General features: G+C 73.1%; 19 protein-coding genes. 9 read left to right on the top strand and 10 right to left on the bottom strand.

Annotated features, from left to right (window positions below):
* Positions 1-15 precede the first annotated feature (15 nt).
* Complete coding sequence (locus tag H7A69_RS10090; RefSeq protein ID WP_182046901.1) at positions 16-1,251, bottom strand: multidrug effflux MFS transporter; 1,236 nt, start codon at positions 1,249-1,251, stop codon at positions 16-18.
* A 46-nt stretch (positions 1,252-1,297) separates the two neighbouring features.
* Here H7A69_RS10090 and H7A69_RS10085 point away from each other — a divergent pair, with 46 nt between their 5' ends.
* Both H7A69_RS10085 and H7A69_RS10080 read left to right on the top strand, forming a co-directional pair.
* Positions 1,298-1,741, top strand: coding sequence for a MarR family winged helix-turn-helix transcriptional regulator (locus H7A69_RS10085; protein ID WP_182046900.1), 444 nt, complete (start codon positions 1,298-1,300; stop codon positions 1,739-1,741).
* Positions 1,742-1,933: 192 nt separating this feature from the next.
* Positions 1,934-3,193 carry an MFS transporter gene (locus tag H7A69_RS10080; protein ID WP_182046899.1) on the top strand — a complete coding sequence of 420 codons (1,260 nt, stop codon included), beginning with the start codon at positions 1,934-1,936 and terminating at the stop codon, positions 3,191-3,193.
* A gap of 14 nt (positions 3,194-3,207) precedes the next feature.
* Here the strand turns inward: H7A69_RS10080 and mnhG are convergent, their stop codons facing one another.
* The 7 genes from mnhG to H7A69_RS10045 form a co-directional block, all read right to left on the bottom strand.
* Positions 3,208-3,564: a monovalent cation/H(+) antiporter subunit G gene (gene mnhG / locus H7A69_RS10075; protein WP_083263777.1), complete on the bottom strand. Its 357-nt coding sequence runs from the start codon at positions 3,562-3,564 to the stop codon at positions 3,208-3,210.
* Positions 3,561-3,902, bottom strand: a complete 342-nt coding sequence (locus H7A69_RS10070; protein ID WP_182046898.1) for a sodium:proton antiporter — start codon at positions 3,900-3,902, stop codon at positions 3,561-3,563. The genes mnhG and H7A69_RS10070 overlap by 4 nt, the downstream gene beginning before the upstream one ends.
* A complete protein-coding gene (locus H7A69_RS10065) occupies positions 3,899-4,480 on the bottom strand; it encodes a Na+/H+ antiporter subunit E (RefSeq protein WP_182046897.1) in 582 nt (193 codons plus the stop codon). Before H7A69_RS10065 ends, H7A69_RS10070 begins: the two co-directional genes overlap by 4 nt.
* Positions 4,477-6,165, bottom strand: coding sequence for a Na+/H+ antiporter subunit D (locus H7A69_RS10060; RefSeq protein ID WP_182046896.1), 1,689 nt, complete (start codon positions 6,163-6,165; stop codon positions 4,477-4,479). Before H7A69_RS10060 ends, H7A69_RS10065 begins: the two co-directional genes overlap by 4 nt.
* Positions 6,162-6,584 (bottom strand): Na(+)/H(+) antiporter subunit C, encoded by a 423-nt coding sequence (locus tag H7A69_RS10055; protein WP_182046895.1) that lies wholly within the window; start codon positions 6,582-6,584, stop codon positions 6,162-6,164. Before H7A69_RS10055 ends, H7A69_RS10060 begins: the two co-directional genes overlap by 4 nt.
* A complete protein-coding gene (locus H7A69_RS10050) occupies positions 6,581-9,508 on the bottom strand; it encodes a Na+/H+ antiporter subunit A (protein WP_182046894.1) in 2,928 nt (975 codons plus the stop codon). Before H7A69_RS10050 ends, H7A69_RS10055 begins: the two co-directional genes overlap by 4 nt.
* Positions 9,509-9,609: 101 nt before the next feature.
* Entirely contained in the window at positions 9,610-10,365 is a 756-nt protein-coding gene (locus tag H7A69_RS10045; RefSeq protein WP_182046893.1) for an SDR family NAD(P)-dependent oxidoreductase, read from the bottom strand.
* A gap of 95 nt (positions 10,366-10,460) precedes the next feature.
* On the opposite strand from H7A69_RS10045, the gene H7A69_RS10040 reads away from it, so the two are divergent.
* The 6 genes from H7A69_RS10040 (at position 10,461) to H7A69_RS17630 (ending at position 15,645) form a co-directional block, all read left to right on the top strand.
* Positions 10,461-11,180, top strand: a complete 720-nt coding sequence (locus H7A69_RS10040; RefSeq protein ID WP_182046892.1) for an SDR family oxidoreductase — start codon at positions 10,461-10,463, stop codon at positions 11,178-11,180.
* The gene (locus tag H7A69_RS10035) at positions 11,177-11,863 is read left to right on the top strand and encodes a FadR/GntR family transcriptional regulator (protein WP_182046891.1); all 687 of its coding nucleotides are present in this window, start codon (positions 11,177-11,179) and stop codon (positions 11,861-11,863) included. The genes H7A69_RS10040 and H7A69_RS10035 overlap by 4 nt, the downstream gene beginning before the upstream one ends.
* A 41-nt stretch (positions 11,864-11,904) precedes the next feature.
* Positions 11,905-12,525: a DedA family protein gene (locus tag H7A69_RS10030; protein WP_182046890.1), complete on the top strand. Its 621-nt coding sequence runs from the start codon at positions 11,905-11,907 to the stop codon at positions 12,523-12,525.
* Between the two features lie 33 nt (positions 12,526-12,558).
* On the top strand, positions 12,559-13,425 hold the full coding sequence (locus tag H7A69_RS10025; protein ID WP_182046915.1) for an SMP-30/gluconolactonase/LRE family protein: 867 nt from the start codon (positions 12,559-12,561) through the stop codon (positions 13,423-13,425).
* A 7-nt stretch (positions 13,426-13,432) separates the two neighbouring features.
* A complete protein-coding gene (rlmC, locus tag H7A69_RS10020) occupies positions 13,433-14,584 on the top strand; it encodes a 23S rRNA (uracil(747)-C(5))-methyltransferase RlmC (protein ID WP_182046889.1) in 1,152 nt (383 codons plus the stop codon).
* 362 nt (positions 14,585-14,946) lie between these two features.
* Complete coding sequence (locus tag H7A69_RS17630; protein ID WP_182046888.1) at positions 14,947-15,645, top strand: transglycosylase family protein; 699 nt, start codon at positions 14,947-14,949, stop codon at positions 15,643-15,645.
* A gap of 75 nt (positions 15,646-15,720) precedes the next feature.
* Here the strand turns inward: H7A69_RS17630 and H7A69_RS10010 are convergent, their stop codons facing one another.
* Positions 15,721-16,758, bottom strand: a complete 1,038-nt coding sequence (locus H7A69_RS10010; RefSeq protein WP_182046887.1) for an LCP family protein — start codon at positions 16,756-16,758, stop codon at positions 15,721-15,723.
* 63 nt (positions 16,759-16,821) lie between these two features.
* On the bottom strand, positions 16,822-17,226 hold the full coding sequence (locus tag H7A69_RS10005) for a MarR family winged helix-turn-helix transcriptional regulator (RefSeq protein WP_182046886.1): 405 nt from the start codon (positions 17,224-17,226) through the stop codon (positions 16,822-16,824).
* 72 nt (positions 17,227-17,298) lie between these two features.
* On the opposite strand from H7A69_RS10005, the gene H7A69_RS10000 reads away from it, so the two are divergent.
* The gene (locus tag H7A69_RS10000) at positions 17,299-19,425 is read left to right on the top strand and encodes an MMPL family transporter (protein WP_182046885.1); all 2,127 of its coding nucleotides are present in this window, start codon (positions 17,299-17,301) and stop codon (positions 19,423-19,425) included.

Below are 19,425 nucleotides of genomic sequence, written 5' to 3'. Positions count from 1 at the left end.
CGCGCCGACGGCGTCCTACGCCCGGCTGCGCCGCGCCACGACGAGCGCGACGACGGCGACGACCGCGGCGGCGAGCATGACGATCGCGAGCGGTGCCGCCGTGCCCTCGCCGCCGATGCTCACGAGGGGTGACACGAGCGCCGCGAGCCCGAACTGCAGCGCTCCGAGCACGGCGGAGGCGCTCCCGGCCACGCCGGGCACCGCGCCGAGCGCCATCGCCGTGGCGTTGCCGAGCACGAGGCCCAGCGAACCGACGGCGGTGAACAGCGGGACGGCGAGCCAGAGGACCGGCGCACCGGTGACGACGAGCAGCGCGAACGCGACGGTCGACGCCGTCACCAGGACGATCCCGAGGGTCAGGACACCCTCGACGGAGCGGGTCGCGGTGAGCTTCGCGGACAGGATGCTGACGCCCATCAGCGCGAGCGCGTTCAGGCCGAAGGCGAGTCCGTAGCCGACCGTGTCGAGGCCGAGCATGCCCTGGTACAGGAAGGGCGACGCCGAGATGTACGCCATCATCACCGCGAACGCGAAGCCGAACACTGCGGTCCAGCCGACGAACGTCCGCGAGCGCAGCGCTCGGAGCGGAGAACCGGAGGCGGTGCGTTCGGCCCGCAGCGCGTCGCGACGGGCGCGCAGGTGCGTCTCGCGGACCACCGCCAGCACGGACACGAGCATCACGACCGACAGGCCGAGGACGATCGCGAGCAGCCCGCGCCACCCGATCGGGCCGGTGAGCAACCCGCCGAGCAGCGGTGCGACCACCGGGGCGACCCCGCCGACGATCATCATGAGCGAGAACGCCCGGGCCGCGGGCCTGCCGGTCGCGAGGTCCGAGATGACGGCGCGTCCGATCACCATGCCGGCCGCGCCGCCGAGGCCCTGCAGCAGGCGTGCCACGACGAGCACGCCGACGTTGGGTGCCAGCACCGCGGCCGCGCTCGCGAGCACGCACAGCGCGGCACCCGCGAGCAGCGGCGGCACGCGGCCGAAGCGGTCGGACAGCGGCCCGAAGACGAGCTGCCCCGCGGTCACGCCGACCAGGAAGGCGGTCAGGGTCAGCTGCACGGTGGTCGCGGACGCCGAGAGCTCGGTCGTCATCTGCGGGAACGCCGGCAGGTAGAGGTCGGTCGCGAACGGCGCGACCGCGCTGAGCAGGCCGAGCACGAGCAGGAGCGGCGTCGTGATGCCCGTCGGCCGGGTGGAGGGGTTCGCCGTCGCGGCGCGGATGGATCCGGTGTCGGTCGTCATGGTTATGAAACCATAACTCATCCGTCGGCAGCGGTACAGTGACGGCATGGCACCAGCGGTCTCCGACGACGCCCTCGCCGAGTTCGCCGACGTCGTCCTGCGCATCGGCCGCGAGGTCGACCCGCACGGCCCGCACGCCCCCGACATCGTGCCGCTCACCGGGACCGAGGCGCTCGTGATGCGCTGGGTGCACCGGAACCCCGGCGCCTCGCCGAGCGCTGTGGCCGACGCCACCGCACTCCAGCGCAGCAACTGCAGCGTCGCGCTCCGCTCGCTCGTCGCGAAGGGCATGGTCGAGCGCCGCACCGACCCGGACGACGCCCGCACGGTGCAGCTGCACGCCACGTCCCGCGCGAACGAGAGCATCGAGCGGCTGCACGCGCACTGGGCCGGGCGGCTCCGTGCCGCCCTCGCGGGCGACGAGGAGGGGCTCGCCGCAGCGGCGACCCTGCTGGCGCGCATCGACGACGGCCTGCGCCGACGGGACTGACGGCGGACGGGAGGCGCGTGGCGGGACCGGCACGCGCCTCCCGTCCGCCTCCCGGTCACGCTTGCTACCCTGGTCGGGCACCACCAGTACGCAGTGTGTACCTACCGGCCGTCGGCACCCCCGGCGGATCAACGGCGGCACCCCGACGGGCCCGTCGACCGACCAGGCCGGGCCCCAGAAGGCACACCCCTCATGCTCCACGAACGTCGCGCCGACGCGTCCCTCGTCTCCCTCGCCGGTCGGTGGTACTTCCCGATCGCGTTCATCGCCCGGCTGCCCTTCGCGATGATGGTCGTCGGCGTCCTCACCCTCGTCGTCGCCTCCCGTGACTCCGTCGCGCTGGGCGGCATCAACTCCGCGTCCGTCGGCATCGGCTCGGCGGTCTTCGGCCCGCTCGTCGGCGCCGCCGCCGACCGCTTCGGCCAGCGGGCCGTGCTCGTGCCCGTCGGACTCGCGAACGCCGTCCTCCTCGGCGTCCTGCCCCTCGTCGTCGCGGGGACCGCGCCCGACCTCGCGGTCCTCGCGATGTCGTTCTGCATCGGCGCGACCGCCCCGCAGGTCGCCCCGATGTCCCGGACGCGACTCGTCGCGCTCATCCGACGCCACACCTCGCCCGCCCGTCGCGACAGGGTCTTCAGCGTCACGATGGCCTACGAGTCCGCCGCCGACGAGACCGTGTTCATCATCGGCCCGTTCCTGGTCGGCCTGCTCGCGAGTGCGATCGCGCCGTGGGTGGCCGTCGCGGGGGCCGCCGCGCTGACGCTCGTGTTCGTCACCGCCTTCGCGCTGCACCCCACCGGCAGGCTCGTCGTCGGTGGGCCGGCGCAGGAGACCCGGGCGCCCGCCCGGCAGCTCCTCCGCCCCCGGTTGCTCGTCGTGGTCGTCGGCATCCTCGGCGTCGGTCTGTTCTTCGGCTCGACGCTGACCTCGCTGACCGCCTTCGTGGAAGGTCACGGCGAGGCGTCCCAGGCGGGCCTGCTCTACGGCGTCATGGGCATCGGCTCCGCGGCGCTCGCGCTCGGCTCGGCGGCCTTCCCGCGGTCCTTCGGGGTCACGTGGCGCTGGCTCGTGTTCGGCCTCGTGCTGCTCGGCGGGGCGATCGCGTTCAGCCGTGCCGACTCGATCGGGTCCGTCGTGCTCGTCCTCGGGATCCTGGGGATCGGCATCGGCCCGACGCTCGTCGCGCAGTACAGCCTCGGGTCGGACCGCTCCCCGGTCGGCCGCTCGGCGACGACGATGACGATCCTCGGTTCGGCGGTCATCGTCGGGCAGTCGGTCGCGTCCGCGGTCGTCGGCGAGGTCGCCGAGCGGGCGGGGACGGGCGCCGCGATGCTCTTCCCGGCGTTCGCGGCGGGGCTGGTGGTGCTCGCCGCCGTGGCCGACCTGCTGCTCGCGCGGCGGGACACCCGCTCGCCGGCGCCCGAGCCGTCCGAGGCCGCCGCGGCGGGCTGAGTCGGACCTCGGGGTCAGTCCTCGGTGTCGTCCACGAGCAGGTCCTCGTGCCGGTAGTCGTTCGACCGCAGACCGGCGCGCGCGATCATGTGCGTCGACACCGGCACCAGGAACAGCTGGAACACGAGGACCGGCACGACGACCCAGAACGCCGTCCACGTCCACACCGCGACGACGACCGCCGCGAGGGCGAGCGCCAACCCCAGGACCTGCGGCTTCGCCATCGCGTGCAGGCGCACGAGCGGGTCGGGGAACCGCACGATGCCGATCGCCGCGGCCAGCGAGAGCGCGGAGGCGACCAGCAGCAGCGCGAGGGCGATCCAGGCGCGGACACCGGCCCCGTCGACGAAGGACTCCAGGATCGCGATCACTTCGACTCCTCCTCCACGGCGTGCTCCGGCGTGGTCGCGTCGGTGCCCTCGTCGGACGGGTCCGAGGACGGCGTCACGATCCGGGCGACGGCGATCGTGGCGAACACGCTCGTCGCCGCGATCACCACGAGCACGGGGACGGCGGTCAGGTCCTGCCGGACGACCATCGCCGCGGCGATCACCACGAGCGCGGTGGTCAGCACGATGTCCGAGCCGATCATGCGGTCGAGGATGGTCGGACCGCGGACGATCCGGCCGACGGCCAGGGCGAGGGTCGCCCCGAGCAGGGCGAGCACGAGCAGGACGCCGATGCCCATGACGACCACGGCGGCGCTCACCGGGTCACCGCCGGCAGCGGCTCGGCGAGTTCGGACACGTCCTGCTTCGACCCGATGGCGCGGATGACGAGCTCCTCGATGCGGTGGGCCTCGTGCGCGGCGGCCTCGACCTGCTCGGTGTGCTCGGTGTCGAGCACGTGCAGCAGCAGGCGACGGCGCGGCAGGTCGACGTCGGCGACGAACGACCCGGGCACGAGGGAGATCGCCAGGGTGGCGAGCGTGAAGGTCATCTCGGACGTGGTGTGCATCTGCACGAGCACGATCGAGCTGCGGCGGACACCGCGCGGACGCACGGCGACCCAGGCGACCCGGAAGGACGCCACGACGACGAGCCCCGCCCAGACCACGAGGAACCAGAGCAGCCGCGGCACCGACAGGCGCTTCGAGAGCGGGACCGGCGGGAGCGGCAGCAGCTGGGTCACGAGGAGTGCGACCACGACGCCGCACAGCAGCGTCAGCACGGTCCACGAACCCCAGAGCAGCGCCCACAGCACGGTCAGCCCGGCGACGAGCGGGACGTCGTAGCGCCACGCGAGCGCGATGCGGCGGGCGTTCGACGTGCGGCGGAGGTCGCTCATCGTGTACCTCCCAGGACGGCCTGCACGTAGCGGTCGGGTGACTCCAGCGACTCGGCGGCGCGGGTCGCGTACCCGTAGAGCGGTCCGGCGACGACGGTCAGGGCGACCGAACCGAGGACCGCCACCGTCGTGACCGCCACCAGCATGCGCGGCAGCGGCGCGTGCGCCGACGGCTCGACCGCGGCGGTCTGCCCGGTGGCCGGACTGGAGGCGCTGCTCGCGTGGGGTGCGTCGGTGACGGTGGTCGAGCCCCCCGGGTGGTACGCCTCGCCGGTCTCCTCGGACACGGTGAGGGGCGCCGGTTCCGGCGACCGCAGGTGCGCGTGCGGTTCCGCCGTGCTGGCGTGCGGTGCCGCCGCCTCGGCGGCCGGCTTCGGCCGCCAGAAGGCGGCGTCCCAGACGCGCATCAGCGCGTACAGGGTGAGGAGGCTCGTCACGACCCCGGCGCCGATCGTCACCCATGCCATGGGGGAGCCGTCCTCGGCTGCGGCCCGGAAGAGGCCGAGCTTGCCGATGAAGCCGGAGAACGGCGGGATGCCTCCGAGGTTGAACGCCGGCACGAGGTACAGCGCCGCGAGGAGTGGCGCGGCCTTGAGCAGGCCACCGAGCGACCGCGTCGAGGTGGTGCCGCCGATGCGCTCCATGACGCCGGACACCAGGAACAGCGTGGTCTGCACGACGATGTGGTGCACGGTGTAGAACACCGCTGCGGCGGTCCCCACGACCGAGCCGAGGCCGATGCCCATCACCATGAAGCCGATGTGGCTGATGAGGGTGAAGGACAGCAGTCGCTTGACGTCGGTCTGCGAGACGGCGCCGAGCACGCCGACGACCATCGTCAGGACCGCGACGACGAGCAGGACGTCGTTGAGCTGCGGCCCCGGGAAGATGATGGTCTCGAGCCGGATGATCGCGTAGATGCCGACCTTCGTCAGCAGGCCCGCGAACACCGCCGTGACCGGTGCCGGTGCGGTCGGGTACGAGTCCGGCAGCCAGAACGCCAGGGGGAACACGGCGGCCTTGATGCCGAAGCCGATGAGCAGCATCGTGTGGAGCAGGAGCTGCACGTGCTCCGGCAGACCGGCGACCCGCTCGGAGATCTGCGCGATGTTCACGGTTCCGGTCGCGCCGTAGACCAGGCCGATGGCGGCCAGGAAGATCGCCGACGCGATGAGGCTGGTGACGATGTACGTCGTGCCGGCCCGGACGCGCTGCTCGCTGCCGCCGAGGGTGATGAGCACGTAGCTCGCCACGAGCAGCATCTCGAACGCGACGTAGAGGTTGAAGAGGTCGCCGGCCATGAAGGCGTCGAGCACGCCGGCGGCGAGCACGAGGTACGTCGGGTAGAAGATCGTGACCGGGGCGTCCTCGTCGTCGGGCGCGAGGTCCTGGCCGATGGAGAACAGCAGGACGAGCAGGAGCACGCTCGCGCTGACGGTGAGGAGCAGGGCGCTCAGCCGGTCGACCACGAGCGAGATGCCGTACGGGGCCTGCCAACCGCCGACCTGCACGACGATCGTGCCGTGCTGGTCGACGAGCACCATGAGCGTCGCCGCGACGGCCACCGCGACGGCGAGGACCGCGACGGTGATCGCGCGCTGGAGCTTGCGATGGCGCAGGAGGCCGAGGGCGACGGCGGCCCCGAGCAGCGGGACCAGGACGAGGAGCGGGACGAGCCAGGTCATCGTGCGGCCTCCTCGCGCTGTGCGGCCTCGGGGTCGGTGTCGATCTCGGGGTCCTCGTCGGCCGGGTCGTCGCGGTCGCGGCCGATCGCGGCGTCCGCCTCGTCGACCTCGACCTCGTCGGCGCGGGAGAGCTTCCACGACCGATGGATGAGCGCGAGCAGGAAGGCGCTGACGGCGAAGGTGATGACGATGGCGGTCAGGGCGAACGCCTGCGGCAGCGGGTCGGTGATCCCCTCGGCGGACTTGCCGACCGGGGGCTTGCCGGCGGCGCCGGTCATGATGAGCAGGAGCAGGTTGAGCGCGTTGCCGAGCAGCAGGAAGCCGAGCAGCATGCGGGTCAGGGACCGTTCGAGCAGCAGGTACACCCCGCACGAGAACAGCACCGCCATCGCGATGACGAGGACCAGCGTGATGGTCATGTGGCACTCCCTTCCGGGGTGGTGGCTGCGACGTTGTCGGCGGGGTCGCCCTCGGTGGTGTCCGCGACCGGGGCACGCGAGTCCTCGAGGCGCTGCCGGTCGACCTCGGCGCCCAGGCTCCGGAGCACGTCGAGCACGAGCCCGACGACGACCAGGTACACCCCGATGTCGAAGAAGGTGGCGGTGACGAACTCGACGTGGCCGAGGACGGGGACGGTCGCCTCGAAGAACTCGGAGTAGAGCGCCTCCTTGCCGAAGAACAGCGGCACGATGGCGGTGGTCGCGGCGACCGCGACGCCGAGCCCGAGCAGGCGACCGGCGCGCACCGGGGCAGCGGCACCGAGCTCGGCGGGGCCGCCGGCCAGGTAGCGGGCGGCGAGGGCGATGCCGGCGACCAGTCCGCCGGCGAACCCGCCGCCGGCCGCGTTGTGCCCGGCGAACAGCAGGTAGAGCGAGAGCACCACGAGGCCGTGGAACAGCAGCCGCACGACGACGTCGAGCAGTGCGGAGCGCCCGGTCGGGATCGCGGCGCTCGTCGGCAGCCATGCGCGGGGCTCGCCGTCGGGGCGGTGCTTGTCCTCGGCCACGCTGGCGGGCATGTCCCGCAGGCGGGGGAGCGTGTCCTCGCGCGAGTCGAGGAAGATCAGGCTCGCGACACCGGTGGCCGCGGCGACGACGACCGTCAGCTCGCCGAGGGTGTCCCAGCCGCGCAGGTCGACGAGCGCGACGTTCACGACGTTCAGACCGTGGCCGAACGAACTCGTCAGCGCGGGCAGGTCCGGCCAGATCGGTGCGGCGTTCCGTGCGGAGGCGGCGACGATCACGACGATCGCCAGGGTCACGCCGGCCAGCGCGGCGAACAGCGCACGCGCGATCCGGAAGCGCGAGGGGTTCGCCGTCGCGATCCGCGGGGGGAGCCGCCGGAGCACGAGCACGAAGGCGATGAGCGTGACGGTCTCGACGACGAGCTGCGTGAGCGCGAGGTCGACCGCGCCGTGCAGGACGAACAGCACGGACATGCCGTAGCCGGTCACCCCGACGAGGACGGCGGCGGCGAACCGGGTCTTGGCGGTGAGCACCGCGATCGCGGCGACCGCCATGACGACCACGACCGGTACCTGGCCCCACGAGTCGGCGAACCGGACGTGGAACTCCCACGGCCCGCCGAGCACGAGGTTGGCGAGGGCCCCGGCGACGAACACCGAGAGGATCACGGTCAGGTAGTAGGGGAGCGATCCGCGCTGCACGCCCGCGGTCAGGCCGGTGGCGACGCGGTCGAGCCCGCGCATGATCGCGCGGTAGGTGCCGGAGGCGCTCGGCGAGCCGGCGAGGCGGTGCTGCAGGGCCTCGACGGGGCGCCGGAGCAGGAACAGGGCGACGCCGCCGACGAGTGTGATCGCGGACAGGCCGAGCGCCGGCTCGAGGCCGTGCCAGAGCGCGAGGTGCGGGACCTCGCCCTCGGGGAGCGCCGCCGCGGTGGCCGCGGGCTCGATGCCGTGCGCGACGACCGGGGTGAGGAGTCCGAGTGCGAGGCCCGTGACCGCGAGGACCGACGGCACGACGCCGAGACCGTGCAGCCCGTGCGGCGCGGTCTCCTGCACGCCGGGCTTCCGGGCGAAGGCGCCCCAGAGGAAGCGGAGTGAGTACGCGACGGTGAGGAGCGAGCCGAGCGTGACGCCGACGAGCGCGACGCATGCCCACCCGGCCTGCGGTCCGTGCAGCTCCTCGACGAAGCCGGTCAGCACGGCCTCCTTCGCGACGAACCCGATGGTCGGCGGGATCCCCGCCATCGAGGCCAGCGCGAGGACGGCCACCACCACGAGCCACGGCATCCGACGTCCGAGACCGCTCAGCCTGCCGAGGTCACGGGTGCCGGTGACGTGGTCGATCGATCCCACGACCAGGAAGAGCGTCGACTTGAACGTGGCGTGTGCGACGAGCAGCGCCACGCCGCCCAGCGCCACGGCGGGGGCGCCCCAGCCGGCGGCGAGCACGAGGAAGCCGAGCTGCGCGACGGTGCCGTAGGCGAGCAGGAGCTTGAGGTCGGTCTGCCGGAGCGCGCGGTACCCGCCGACGAGCATGCCGGCCACCCCGAGCACCGTGACCGTCTCGCGCCAGCCGGTCATCAGCGCGAACGCGGGGGCGAGGCGCGCGACGAGGTAGATGCCGGCCTTCACCATCGCGGCGGCGTGCAGGTACGCGCTGACCGGGGTCGGTGCCGCCATGGCGGCCGGGAGCCAGAAGTGGAAGGGGACGATCGCCGACTTCGTCAGGGCGCCGAGCAGCACGAGCACGACGGACACCGGCACGAGCGGACCCGGACGGTCGACCAGCTCCGGAGCCTGCGCGATGATGCCGGACAGGCTCGTGGTGCCCGCGGTGACCGAGAGCGCGACGAGGCCCGCGAGCATCGCCAGACCGCCGGCGGTGGTGACGACGAGCGCCTGCATCGCGGCCGCCCGACTGGCCCGCTTCGCGGCGTCGTGGCCGATGAGCAGGTACGAGAAGACCGTCGTGGCCTCCCACAGCACGAAGAGCACGATGACGTCGTCGGCGACCACCAGCCCGTACATCGACCCGGCGAAGGCGGTGAGGACGCCGGCGAACCGGCCGAGTCCCGGCTCGTCGCGGCCGAAGTACGACGCGCAGTAGACGAGCACGAGGGCACCGACGACCGAGACCACGAGGGCGAGGACCCACGACAGGGCGTCCATCCGCAGCGACAGCGCGAGGTCGAGCTGCGGGATCCACTGCCATTGGCTCGTCACCCCGCCGTGCAGGGCCCGGTCCGTCTGGGCGATCGTCAGCACCGCGGCGGCGGCGGGAGCGAGCGCGGCCACGTAGAACACGCGGCGGCCGATCAGGGGGGTCAGGGCGGGGACGATCAGGGCGACGATCGCGAACGCGATGAGGACGGAGACCATCGGGCACCTCCTCGGGGTCGGGCAGCAGTCCGGCTCACTGGGTCCTCACAGCTTACGGAACGCCGGATGGCAACTTCCTGAACGGCCGGACAGTCCCGAGGTCAGCGCCCGTACGCCCGCGCCGGGATCTGCGTCGCCAGCTTCCCGCCCGACACGTCGACGAGCGTGCCGGTGATGTAGCCCGCGGCGTCGCTCGCCAGGAACACGAGCAGGTCGGCGACGTCGTCCGGGGTCTCCCACCGGCGCAGCGACAGCGTGTCGAGCAGTCGGTCCTGCTCGGCGGTCGGCATCTCGGCGAAGCCGTTCATCGTCGTCGGGACCATCCCGGGGGCGTAGGCGTTGACGGTGATGCCCCACGGGCCGAGCTCGGACGCGAGCACGCGCGTGAACGCCACGACCGCCGACTTCGACGCCGCGTACGCCGCACTGCCGACGCTCGGCACGATCGCCGCGAAGGACGCCGCGTTGACGATGCGTCCGCGCCCCGCCGCCTGCATCACGGGCGCCACCGCCTGGCTGACGAGGAACGTGCCGCCCAGGTTGACGTCCATGCACCGGCGCCAGGCGTCCCAGTCCAGCTCCGCGACGGTCCCGGTGACGTTGATGCCGGCGTTGTTGACGAGTACGTCGATCGTGCCGTGCCGGGCGACGACCTCGTCGATCGCGGCGCTGACCGACGCCGGGTCGGCCACGTTGCACACCACCTCGTCGACGCCGGGGGATGCCGCATCGTCGAAGGCGAGGTCGAGGGCGACCACGCGGCAGCCCTCGGCGACGAAGCGTGCGGCGAGGGTCCGGCCGATGCCGCGGGCGGCTCCGGTCACGACGACCACGCGGTCGGTCAGGTCGAGGTGCATCGTCGCTCCCGTTCACCGGGCCGGTTCGTCGGTCCCGTTCTCCGGAGGCCGGGTGCCGTGGGCGCCCGTGCCTCGAATGGTCATACTATTCGAGCATGACGGCGAAGGTGCTCTGGACCACGGGTGGCGGCAGCGGGATGGGTGCGGCCAGCGCGCTCGCCGCGGCCCGGGACGGCTGGACGGTCGTGCTCAGCGGCCGTCGCCCCGACCGGCTCGAGCAGGTCGCCGACGCCGTGCGTGCCGCCGGCGGGAACGCGGCGGTGCTGCCGCTCGACGTCACCGACGCCGACGCCGTGGTGGCCGCCCGGGACCGGGTGCTCGAACACCACGGGCGGATCGACGGCCTCGTGCTGGCCGCGGGCCTGAACACCCCGGCCCGGCGGTGGGCCGACCAGTCGCTCGCCGACGTCCGCGCGGTCCTCGACACGAACACCACCGCGGTCGTGACCGTCGTCGACGCCGCGCTGCCCGCGCTCCGGGCGTCCGGCGGTGTCGTCGTCGTGGTGTCCTCCTACGCCGGGTGGTCCTTCCAGCCGGGCGCCGGTGTGGCGTACTCGGCGAGCAAGACCGCGCTCGGGTCGATCGTCCGGACGCTCAACCAGCAGGAGGCCGAGCACGGCGTCCGTGCGACGCACCTCTGCCCGGGCGACGTGGCGACCGACTTCCTCGACCAGCGCCCCGAGGTCCCCGACGCAGCGGCGCGGCAGCGCATGCTCCAACCGGAGGACGTCGGCCGGACCGTCGCGTTCGTGCTGGGGTCGCCGGCGCACGTGCGGATCGACGAACTCGTGCTCTCACCCGTCTCGCAGCGGTGACGAGCACCTACGACCGGGTCCTCGACGCGATCGGCACGGCGGTCGTCTCCGGGGAGTTCGCCCGCGGGAGCCGACGCAGCACGGACGAGCTGGTCGCCTGGACCGGTGCGAGCCGCAGCATCGTCCGCGAGGCCGTCCGGGTCCTGGTCTCCCTCGGGCTGCTGCACGCCGGTCGTCGGGTCGGCATCACCGTCCTCGGTGCCGTGGAGTGGGACGTCCTCGACCCGCGGGTGGTGCGGTGGCGGCTGCAGGGCCCGGACCGCGAGCGGGCATCGGCCGAGCTGCGCGAGCTCCGCGCCGCCGTGGAACCGCTCGCGGCCGCCGCGGCGGCCCGACGCGCGTCGCTCGACGAGTGCGCGGCCGGACGGGAGGCGCTGCTCGCCACCGCGGACGAGCTCGCCGCCGCCGCGACCCAGGACCGCCGCCTCGACTTCACGAGCGCGGACGTCCGGTTCCACACCCGCGTGCTCGACCTGTCCGGCAACGTCCTCTACCGCCGGCTCCACCGGGTCGTCGGCGAGGCCCTCCGGGAGCGCGGGAGCATCCGCCCTGACCGCCACGACGTCGGGCTCCACCTCGCGCTCGCGCGCGCGGTCGCCGCGGGGGACGCGGACGGCGCAAACGACACGATGCGCGAGATCGTGCACCGGACGGAGCACGGACCCCGCACCGACCTGGGATGATGGGTGCCGGCGTGCCTCCCCGCGCCCGTGGAGGTGGACCGGTGGACGCAGCGCAGGACGTGGTGGTCCAGCTCGTCGGCACCCCCTGGGCGTTCCTCGCCGTCGGCCTCGTGCTCGCCGTCGGCAGTGTCGCGGTGTTCCTGCCGAGCCAGGCGATGGTCGTCGCGATCGGCACCCTGCTCGTCGGGGGCGACGGTGGTCTGTTGCCCGTGCTGTTCCTCGTCGTCGCCGCGACGGTCGGCATGGTGCTCGGCGACCTCGTGCTCTGGCGCCTGGCCCGTTCGGTCGACCTCGGCTCCCGGTCCTGGTTCACGCGACCGAAGATCCGGAAGGCCCGCGAGGCCATCGACGGTCGCTACCGCAAGGCTCCCGGCCGGATCGCGGTCCTCGGCCGCTTCATCCCGATGGGCCGACTGACGACGAACCTCGTCGGTGCCGACAGCGGCCTCGATCTCCGCCGGTTCCTGCTGAGCTGCGCGCTCGCCGACGTCGTCTGGGCCGCGTACTGCGTCGGGATCGCCGCCGCCACCGGGCACTGGAGCCGCGAGCAGCCGTTCCTCGTCACGACGCTCGCGGTCGTGGCGTCGATCCTGCTCGGTCTCGCGATCTCGGCGATCGAGAAGGCCGTGCACCGACGCAGCGAGGCCGCTGCCGCAGCCTGACCCCGCTCGCCGTTCGAAGGAGAACCCGTGCAGCTGACCGACCTCGTCCCCGACCCGGGCGCCCTCGACCGGATCGCGACCGGCAGCACGTGGGCCGAGGGGCCGTGCTGGATCCCGTCCTCGAGCACGCTCCGGTGGTCGGACATCCCGGGTGACCGCATCCTCCAGTGGCACCAGGACACCGGCAAGACCTCGACGTACGCCGCCGGGGTCGAGTTCACGAACGGCCGCACCCGCGACCGCGACGGGTCGGTCGTGCAGTGCTCGCACGGACGCCGACGGGTCGAGCGCGACCGCGACGGGGTCGTCACGCCGATCGTCGACGGGTGGGGCGGTGGCCGGCTGAACTCCCCGAACGACGTCGTCGTCGCGGGGGACGGCGGCATCTGGTTCACCGATCCCGCCTACGGCATCACGCAGCCGCGCGAGGGCCACCCCGGCGAGCGGGAGTACGGCGACCACTGGGTGTTCCGGTGCGGTCCCGACGGCGAGGACCTCCGCCCGGTCGTCCTCGACGTCGACGAGCCGAACGGGCTGGCGTTCTCGCCGGACGAGCGCGTGCTCTACGTCGCGAGCTCGTCGTCCGACGAGCCGGTCGTCCGGGCGTACGACGTCGACGGCGCCCGGGTGAAGAACGGCCGGGTCGTCGTCCGGCTCGGTGCGGGCGAGGGCGTGCCGGACGGCATCCGCGTGGACGAGCACGGCAACGTCTGGTCCTCCACACACCGCGGTGTCTCGGTCTTCACCCCGGACGGCACCCGCATCGGCGACGTCCCCGTGCCCGAGGTGGTCGCCAACCTCTGCTTCGGCGGCGACGACGGCACGACCCTGTTCGTCACGGCGACGACGTCGGTGTACCGCATCGCGACGACGACCCGGGACGCCGCTGCCGTATCCTGACCCGGCCATGCAGTGCGACTACTTCGACCGCGGGGTGTGCCGGTCCTGCACCCTGATGGGCCAGCCCTACGCCGACCAGGTGCTCGACAAGGAGATCCGCACGCGCGAACTCCTGCGCGACGCGGTCGAGGCGTCCGGGGGGCCGGGGGCCGTCGAGTGGCTCCCGGCGATCACCAGCCCCGAATCCGGCTACCGGAACAAGGCGAAGATGGTCGTCGGTGGGACCGTGCAGCGGCCGACGGTGGGCATCCTCGACCACCGGCAGCGCGGGGTGGACCTGCGGCACTGCGGGATCTGCACGCCGGGCATCCGGCGCGCGCTGCCGATCCTGGCGGACTTCGTCGCCGACGCCGGGCTCATCCCCTACGACGTGGCCGCCCGCCGTGGCGAGCTGAAGTTCGTGCTCGTGACGGAGTCGCCCGACGGTGACCTGATGGTGCGCTTCGTGCTGCGCTCGGAGGGCCAGCTGCCCCGGCTCCGTGAGCACCTCGGTGCCCTGCGGCGGATGCTGCCGGAGGCCGTCGTGGTGACCGCGAACCTGCTGCCCGAGCACAAGGCCGTCACCGAGGGGGACCGCGAGGTTGTGCTCACGGAGCAGGAGACGCTGCCGATGCGCTTCGACGCGGTCACCATGCACCTGCGCCCGCAGAGCTTCTTCCAGACGAACACGGCCGTGGCCGCCCAGCTCTACGACCAGGCGTCCGCGTGGATCGACGAGGTCGCGCCCGCGTCGATGTGGGACCTGTACTGCGGCGTCGGCGGGTTCGCCCTGCACGCCGCTCGACCCGACCGCGCGGTCACGGGCATCGAGACGAGTCGTGAGGCGATCCGGTCCGCGAAGCAGTCGGCGCGTGAGGCCGGCCTGACCGACGTCCGCTTCGCCGCCGACGACGCCACCGAGCACGCGCTCCGTGCACGCCCCGACGCCGTGCCGGGACTCGTCGTGGTGAACCCGCCGCGACGGGGCATCGGCGAGACGCTCGCGGGCTGGCTGGAGGACTCCTCGGTCGAGCACGTCGTCTACTCGAGCTGCAACCCGGTGACGCTCGCGAAGGACCTCGCCCGCATGCCCTCGCTGCGCCTGCGGCGCGCGCGCGTGCTCGACATGTTCCCGCAGACCGGCCACCTGGAAGCCGTGACGCTGCTGTCCAGGGCGTGAACAGGCGGCGACCAGGAGGCGGACGGGAGGCTCCCGGCCAGGCCGCCACGGGCCTCCCGTCCGCCGCATTGCCAGGGAACTGCCAAGGTCGCGTACCCGGGTACGTCCCGATCGCCGCAGCCGTACCGATGCGGACGTACAGGAACACCGTCGGGGTACATAGCATCTACCGGTAGAACCCATTGTCTCGGTTTGATAACAGTGACGAATTTCCTATGGTTGCCGACCAGACGCCGCCGGCACCAGTCCACTGCCCCCGGAGGCGCACCCCACAACTCGACCGCGATCGGTCGGGACGGGCAGTGGCGACCGAGACCGCTCCGGCGGTCCGTCGGTCAGTGGTCCCGGTGGAGCGATCAACCATGAAGAAGCTTTCCCGTACCCGCACCATCGTCGGTGGCCTGGCCTTCGCCGGCATCGCCGCGACCGGTGTCGGCCTCGCGGCAGCGCCCGCGAACGCAGCGTCCGGCTCGACCTGGGACGCCCTCGCGCAGTGCGAGTCCGGCGGCAACTGGGCCATCAACACCGGCAACGGCTACTACGGCGGCCTGCAGTTCAACCTCGGCACCTGGCAGGCCAACGGCGGCGCGGGCAACCCCGCCTCGGCGAGCCGCACGACCCAGATCGCCGTGGCCGAGCGCGTCCTCGCGTCCCAGGGTTGGGGCGCATGGCCCGCCTGCTCCGCGAAGCTCGGCCTGAGCGGTACCGCCGGAGCCGCCCCGCAGGCTGCTGCGCCGCAGCAGGCCGCACCCCAGCAGGCCGCGCCGCAGCAGCAGGCCGCCCCGCAGCAGGCCGCTCCCCAGCGTCAGGCCGCGCCGCAGCAGCAGGCCGCCCCGAAGGCGACCACCCCGGCCGCGCCCGCGGTCTCCGCGCCGAGCAAGCCGGCCGCCGTGCCGACCAGCGGCAAGACCTACACGATCAAGTCGGGCGACACGCTCGACAAGATCGCGACGCAGCTGGGCATCGACGGTGGCTACATGAAGCTGTGGGCCGCGAACACGTCGACCGTGGACGACGCGAACCTGATCTACGCCGGCCAGGAGCTCCAGCTCCCGGCCTGATCGACCTCCCGATCCAGCACGAGGCCCCGTGGCACGACGCCACGGGGTCTCGTGCGTCGTGGCGCCGCTCGCGCGTCATCGCCCGTGCGAATCGACCCACCGCTGGAGGTCGTCGGACCGCAGGGACTGCGAGAGTGCACGACGCTCGAGTTCGTTGAGCCGGACGAAGGACTGTCCGTCCGGTGACGTCCCGCTCCCGTCGATCGGCATCGTGACCGTGACGAGGTCGTCCGCGTCGAGGTGCCGGAGCGACCACCCGACGCGCGCGATCGTCGGGACGTCGAGGCCCGGGTCGACCGCGAGGTGTTCGCTCGTCGCGGTCACGAGGTCCCCGATCCGTCCGGGATCCGTCAGGGTGCCCCGGGACAGCGCCTGCTGGAACACCCCCCGCAGGAACGCCTGCTGGTTGCGCACACGCGCCTGGTCGCCGTCGGAGAAGGCGTACCGTTCGCGCACGAAGGCCAGCGCCTGCTGGCCGTCGAGGTGGTTCGGTCCCTGCGTGAAGTGGTGACCCCGCGCCGTGAAGTCGGTGGAGGACTGCACCGTGACGCCGCCGAGGGCGTCCGTCATGCTGGCGAACCCGGCGAAGTCGATCTCGGCGACGTGGTCGATCCGCACGTCGAGCAGCTGCTCGACGGTCTGCACGGTCAGGGGGATGCCGCCCCAGGAGTACGCCGCGTTGATCTTCGCGGTGCCGTGCCCCGGGATCTCCACCCACGAGTCGCGCATGATCGACACGAGGTAGACGTGGCGACGGTCCGCGGGGACGTGCGCGAGCATCAGGGTGTCCGACCGTCCGCCGGCCGTGTGGTCGCCGTCCGGGTCGAGGGCGGCCCGCGAGTCCGACCCGATGAGCAGGATGTCCTCGGCGCTCCCGGTGGGCGACGGACGCGCCCCGGTGGGGAACGGTTCGGTCAGGACCTCGGTGTGCTCGTCGAAGCTCCGGGCGAGACCGCCCACGAAGGTCGCCGCCACGACCGCGACGACCGTGGCGATGCCGAGGAGCGACCCGACCGTGGCGATCAGTGCGACGAGGACCGGACGCCGTCGCCGCTGCCGTCGCACGGGCGCGGCTGTTGCGGCCGCTGCTCGGTCGGCGCGACGTTCGGGCATGCGTGACTCCTGCCGGTCGGGTCGGCCCTGCGCCGACCCGAGCAGCCTACTACATGCAGTATTTCAGACGCTACTGTTGTGCAGGAGGGCGGTGAGCCGCTTCCGCAGACCCTCGTCCTCGGGCAGGACCTCGCGCTCGATGTGCTGCGCGGTCTCCCATGCGCGCCGGCCGTCCGCGGTGACCGAGACCACCCGCCGACGACGGTCCTCCGGGTGTGCGGTGCGGGCCACGAGGCCGTCGCGTTCGGCCCGTTCGAGCGTCCGTGACATCGTCTGGGGCTGCACGCGCGCGGTCCGGGCGATGGTGTCGGCACCGGTCGGCCCGGTGCGCAGCAGGATGTCGATGGCGACGAGCGCCGCGTGGGACAGCCCGACCGCGCGGAGGCGCTCGTCCCACTCGCGCTCGACGGCGCGGGCGGCGGCCGAGAGCAGGCGTCCGAGGGGCCACTGCGCGGCGGGATCGTGCATGTTGGGATCCTACGACCGGGGCCGCGGACGCGAGATGGTCAGCATGCTGACGATCCATGTACGCTCACCCACGTGAAGCGCTCCCTCCGCATCGTCCTGCCGGCCCTCGTCATCCTCGTGTGGCTCGTCGTCGCCGGTGTCGGCGGCCCCGTGTTCGGCAAGATCGGCGAGGTGGCGACCAACGACCAGACCTCGTTCCTGCCGGCCTCGGCGGACGCGACGACCGTGCAGGAGCGCGCGGCCGACTTCCGGCAGCCGGCGGGCGCCCCGGCGATCGTCGTGCTCGAGCGCGACGGCGGCCTGACCCGCGACGACCTGGCGGACGCCCGGCAGCTCGCGGCCGTGCTCGCCGACCGGGACGACGTGCAGGGCGTCAGTCCGGTCATCCCGAGCGAGGACGGCGAGGCCGCCGAGATCGTGGCCACCCTCACCGAGGCCACCGACCCCGGCGACGCCGTCGCAGCGATCCGGGCCGATGTGGACGCGGCGCTCCCGACCGGGGTGGCCGGGTACGTCACCGGCCCGGCGGGTTTCACGGCCGACCTCACGGCGGCGTTCGCGGGGATCGACGGGCTGCTCCTCGGCGTCGCGCTCGCCGCGGTGTTCGTCATCCTCGTGGTCGTCTACCGGTCGCCCCTGCTGCCGTTCCTCGTGCTCGGGACGGCCACGTTCGCGCTGTGCGCCTCGATCCTCGTCGTGTACGCGCTGGCGGAGGCGGGCGTCGTCACCGTGAACGGCCAGGTGCAGGGCATCCTGTCGATCCTCGTGATCGGTGCCGCGACCGACTACGCACTCCTCTACACCGCGCGGTTCCGCGAGGCCCTGCGGGACCACCGCACGGGCTGGGGTGCGACCCGGGCGGCGCTCCGCGGGTCCGTCGAACCGATCCTCGCCTCGGGCGGCACCGTCATCGTCGGCGTCCTGTGCCTGCTCTTCTCGGACCTGAACTCGAACAAGGCGCTCGGTCCGGTGGCTGCGATCGGCATCGCGTTCAGCCTCCTCGCGTCCCTGACCCTGCTCCCCGCGCTCCTGATGGCCTTCGGGCGTGCCGCGTTCTGGCCGCGGCGCCCGGCGAACGGCAGCGCGCACCCGGTGCTGACCGGGGCCGACGCCCGCGGCGTGTGGGCCCGCGTCGGGCGTCTGGTCGCCCGTCGCGCCCGGACGGTGTGGATCGTCTGCACGGTGGCGCTGCTCGCGATGGGTGCCGGACTCGTCGGACTCCGCGCGGACGGGGTGCCGCAGAGCGACCTCGTCATCGGGGCGTCCCAGGCGCGCGACGGGCAGGACGTGCTCGCCGACCACTTCCCGGGCGGCTCGGGCAGCCCGGCGCAGGTCATCGGCCCGGAGCGCGACCTCGACCGGCTCGTCGCGGCGGTCCGTGGGGTCGACGGCGTGGACGACGTGGTCGCGGCGGCGGCGGACAGCCCGTCCGGCACGACGGCGGTCGGCGACACGGCCGGAGCCGCGAGCGGCCCCACCGCCCGACCGACCGTGTCCGACGGGGACGTCCTGCTCGAGGCGACGCTGCGCGCACCGGCGGACTCGTCGGCAGCCGAGCAGACCGTCCGCGACCTCCGTACGGCTGTGGAGCGGGTGTCGCCGGACGCGCTCGTCGGTGGTGTCACCGCGACGGCGCTCGACACCGACGACACCGGGATCCGCGACCGCACGGTGATCATCCCGATCGTGCTCCTGGTGATCCTCGGCATCCTGATGCTCCTGCTGCGGAGCGTCGTGGCGCCGCTCGTGCTCATCGGCAGCGTGGTGGTGTCCTTCGCGGCCGCCCTCGGGGTCGGCGCGCTCGTGTTCGACCACGTGCTGCACCTGCCGGGAGCGGACCCGTCGGTCCCGCTGTTCTCGTTCGTGTTCCTCGTCGCGCTCGGGGTGGACTACAACATCTTCCTCATGACCCGGGTGCGCGAGGAGAGCCTGCGCCACGGGCCGCGCGAGGGCGTGCTGCGCGGGCTCGGGGCGACCGGCGGCGTCATCACCTCCGCCGGGGTCGTCCTGGCGGCGACCTTCGCGGCGCTCGGGGTGATCCCGATCCTGTTCCTCGTGCAGATCGCGTTCGTCGTCGCGTTCGGTGTGCTGCTCGACACCGTCGTGGTGCGGTCGCTGCTCGTCCCGGCGGTGGTGCACGACCTCGGCCGACGCGCGTGGTGGCCCTCGCGCCTCTCGCGGACCGGCCGTCACATGTGA

The organism is Curtobacterium sp. ME26, from assembly GCF_903970945.1.
Taxonomy (GTDB): domain Bacteria; phylum Actinomycetota; class Actinomycetes; order Actinomycetales; family Microbacteriaceae; genus Curtobacterium; species Curtobacterium citri.
This window is presented reverse-complemented; position numbering and strand designations above follow the sequence as displayed.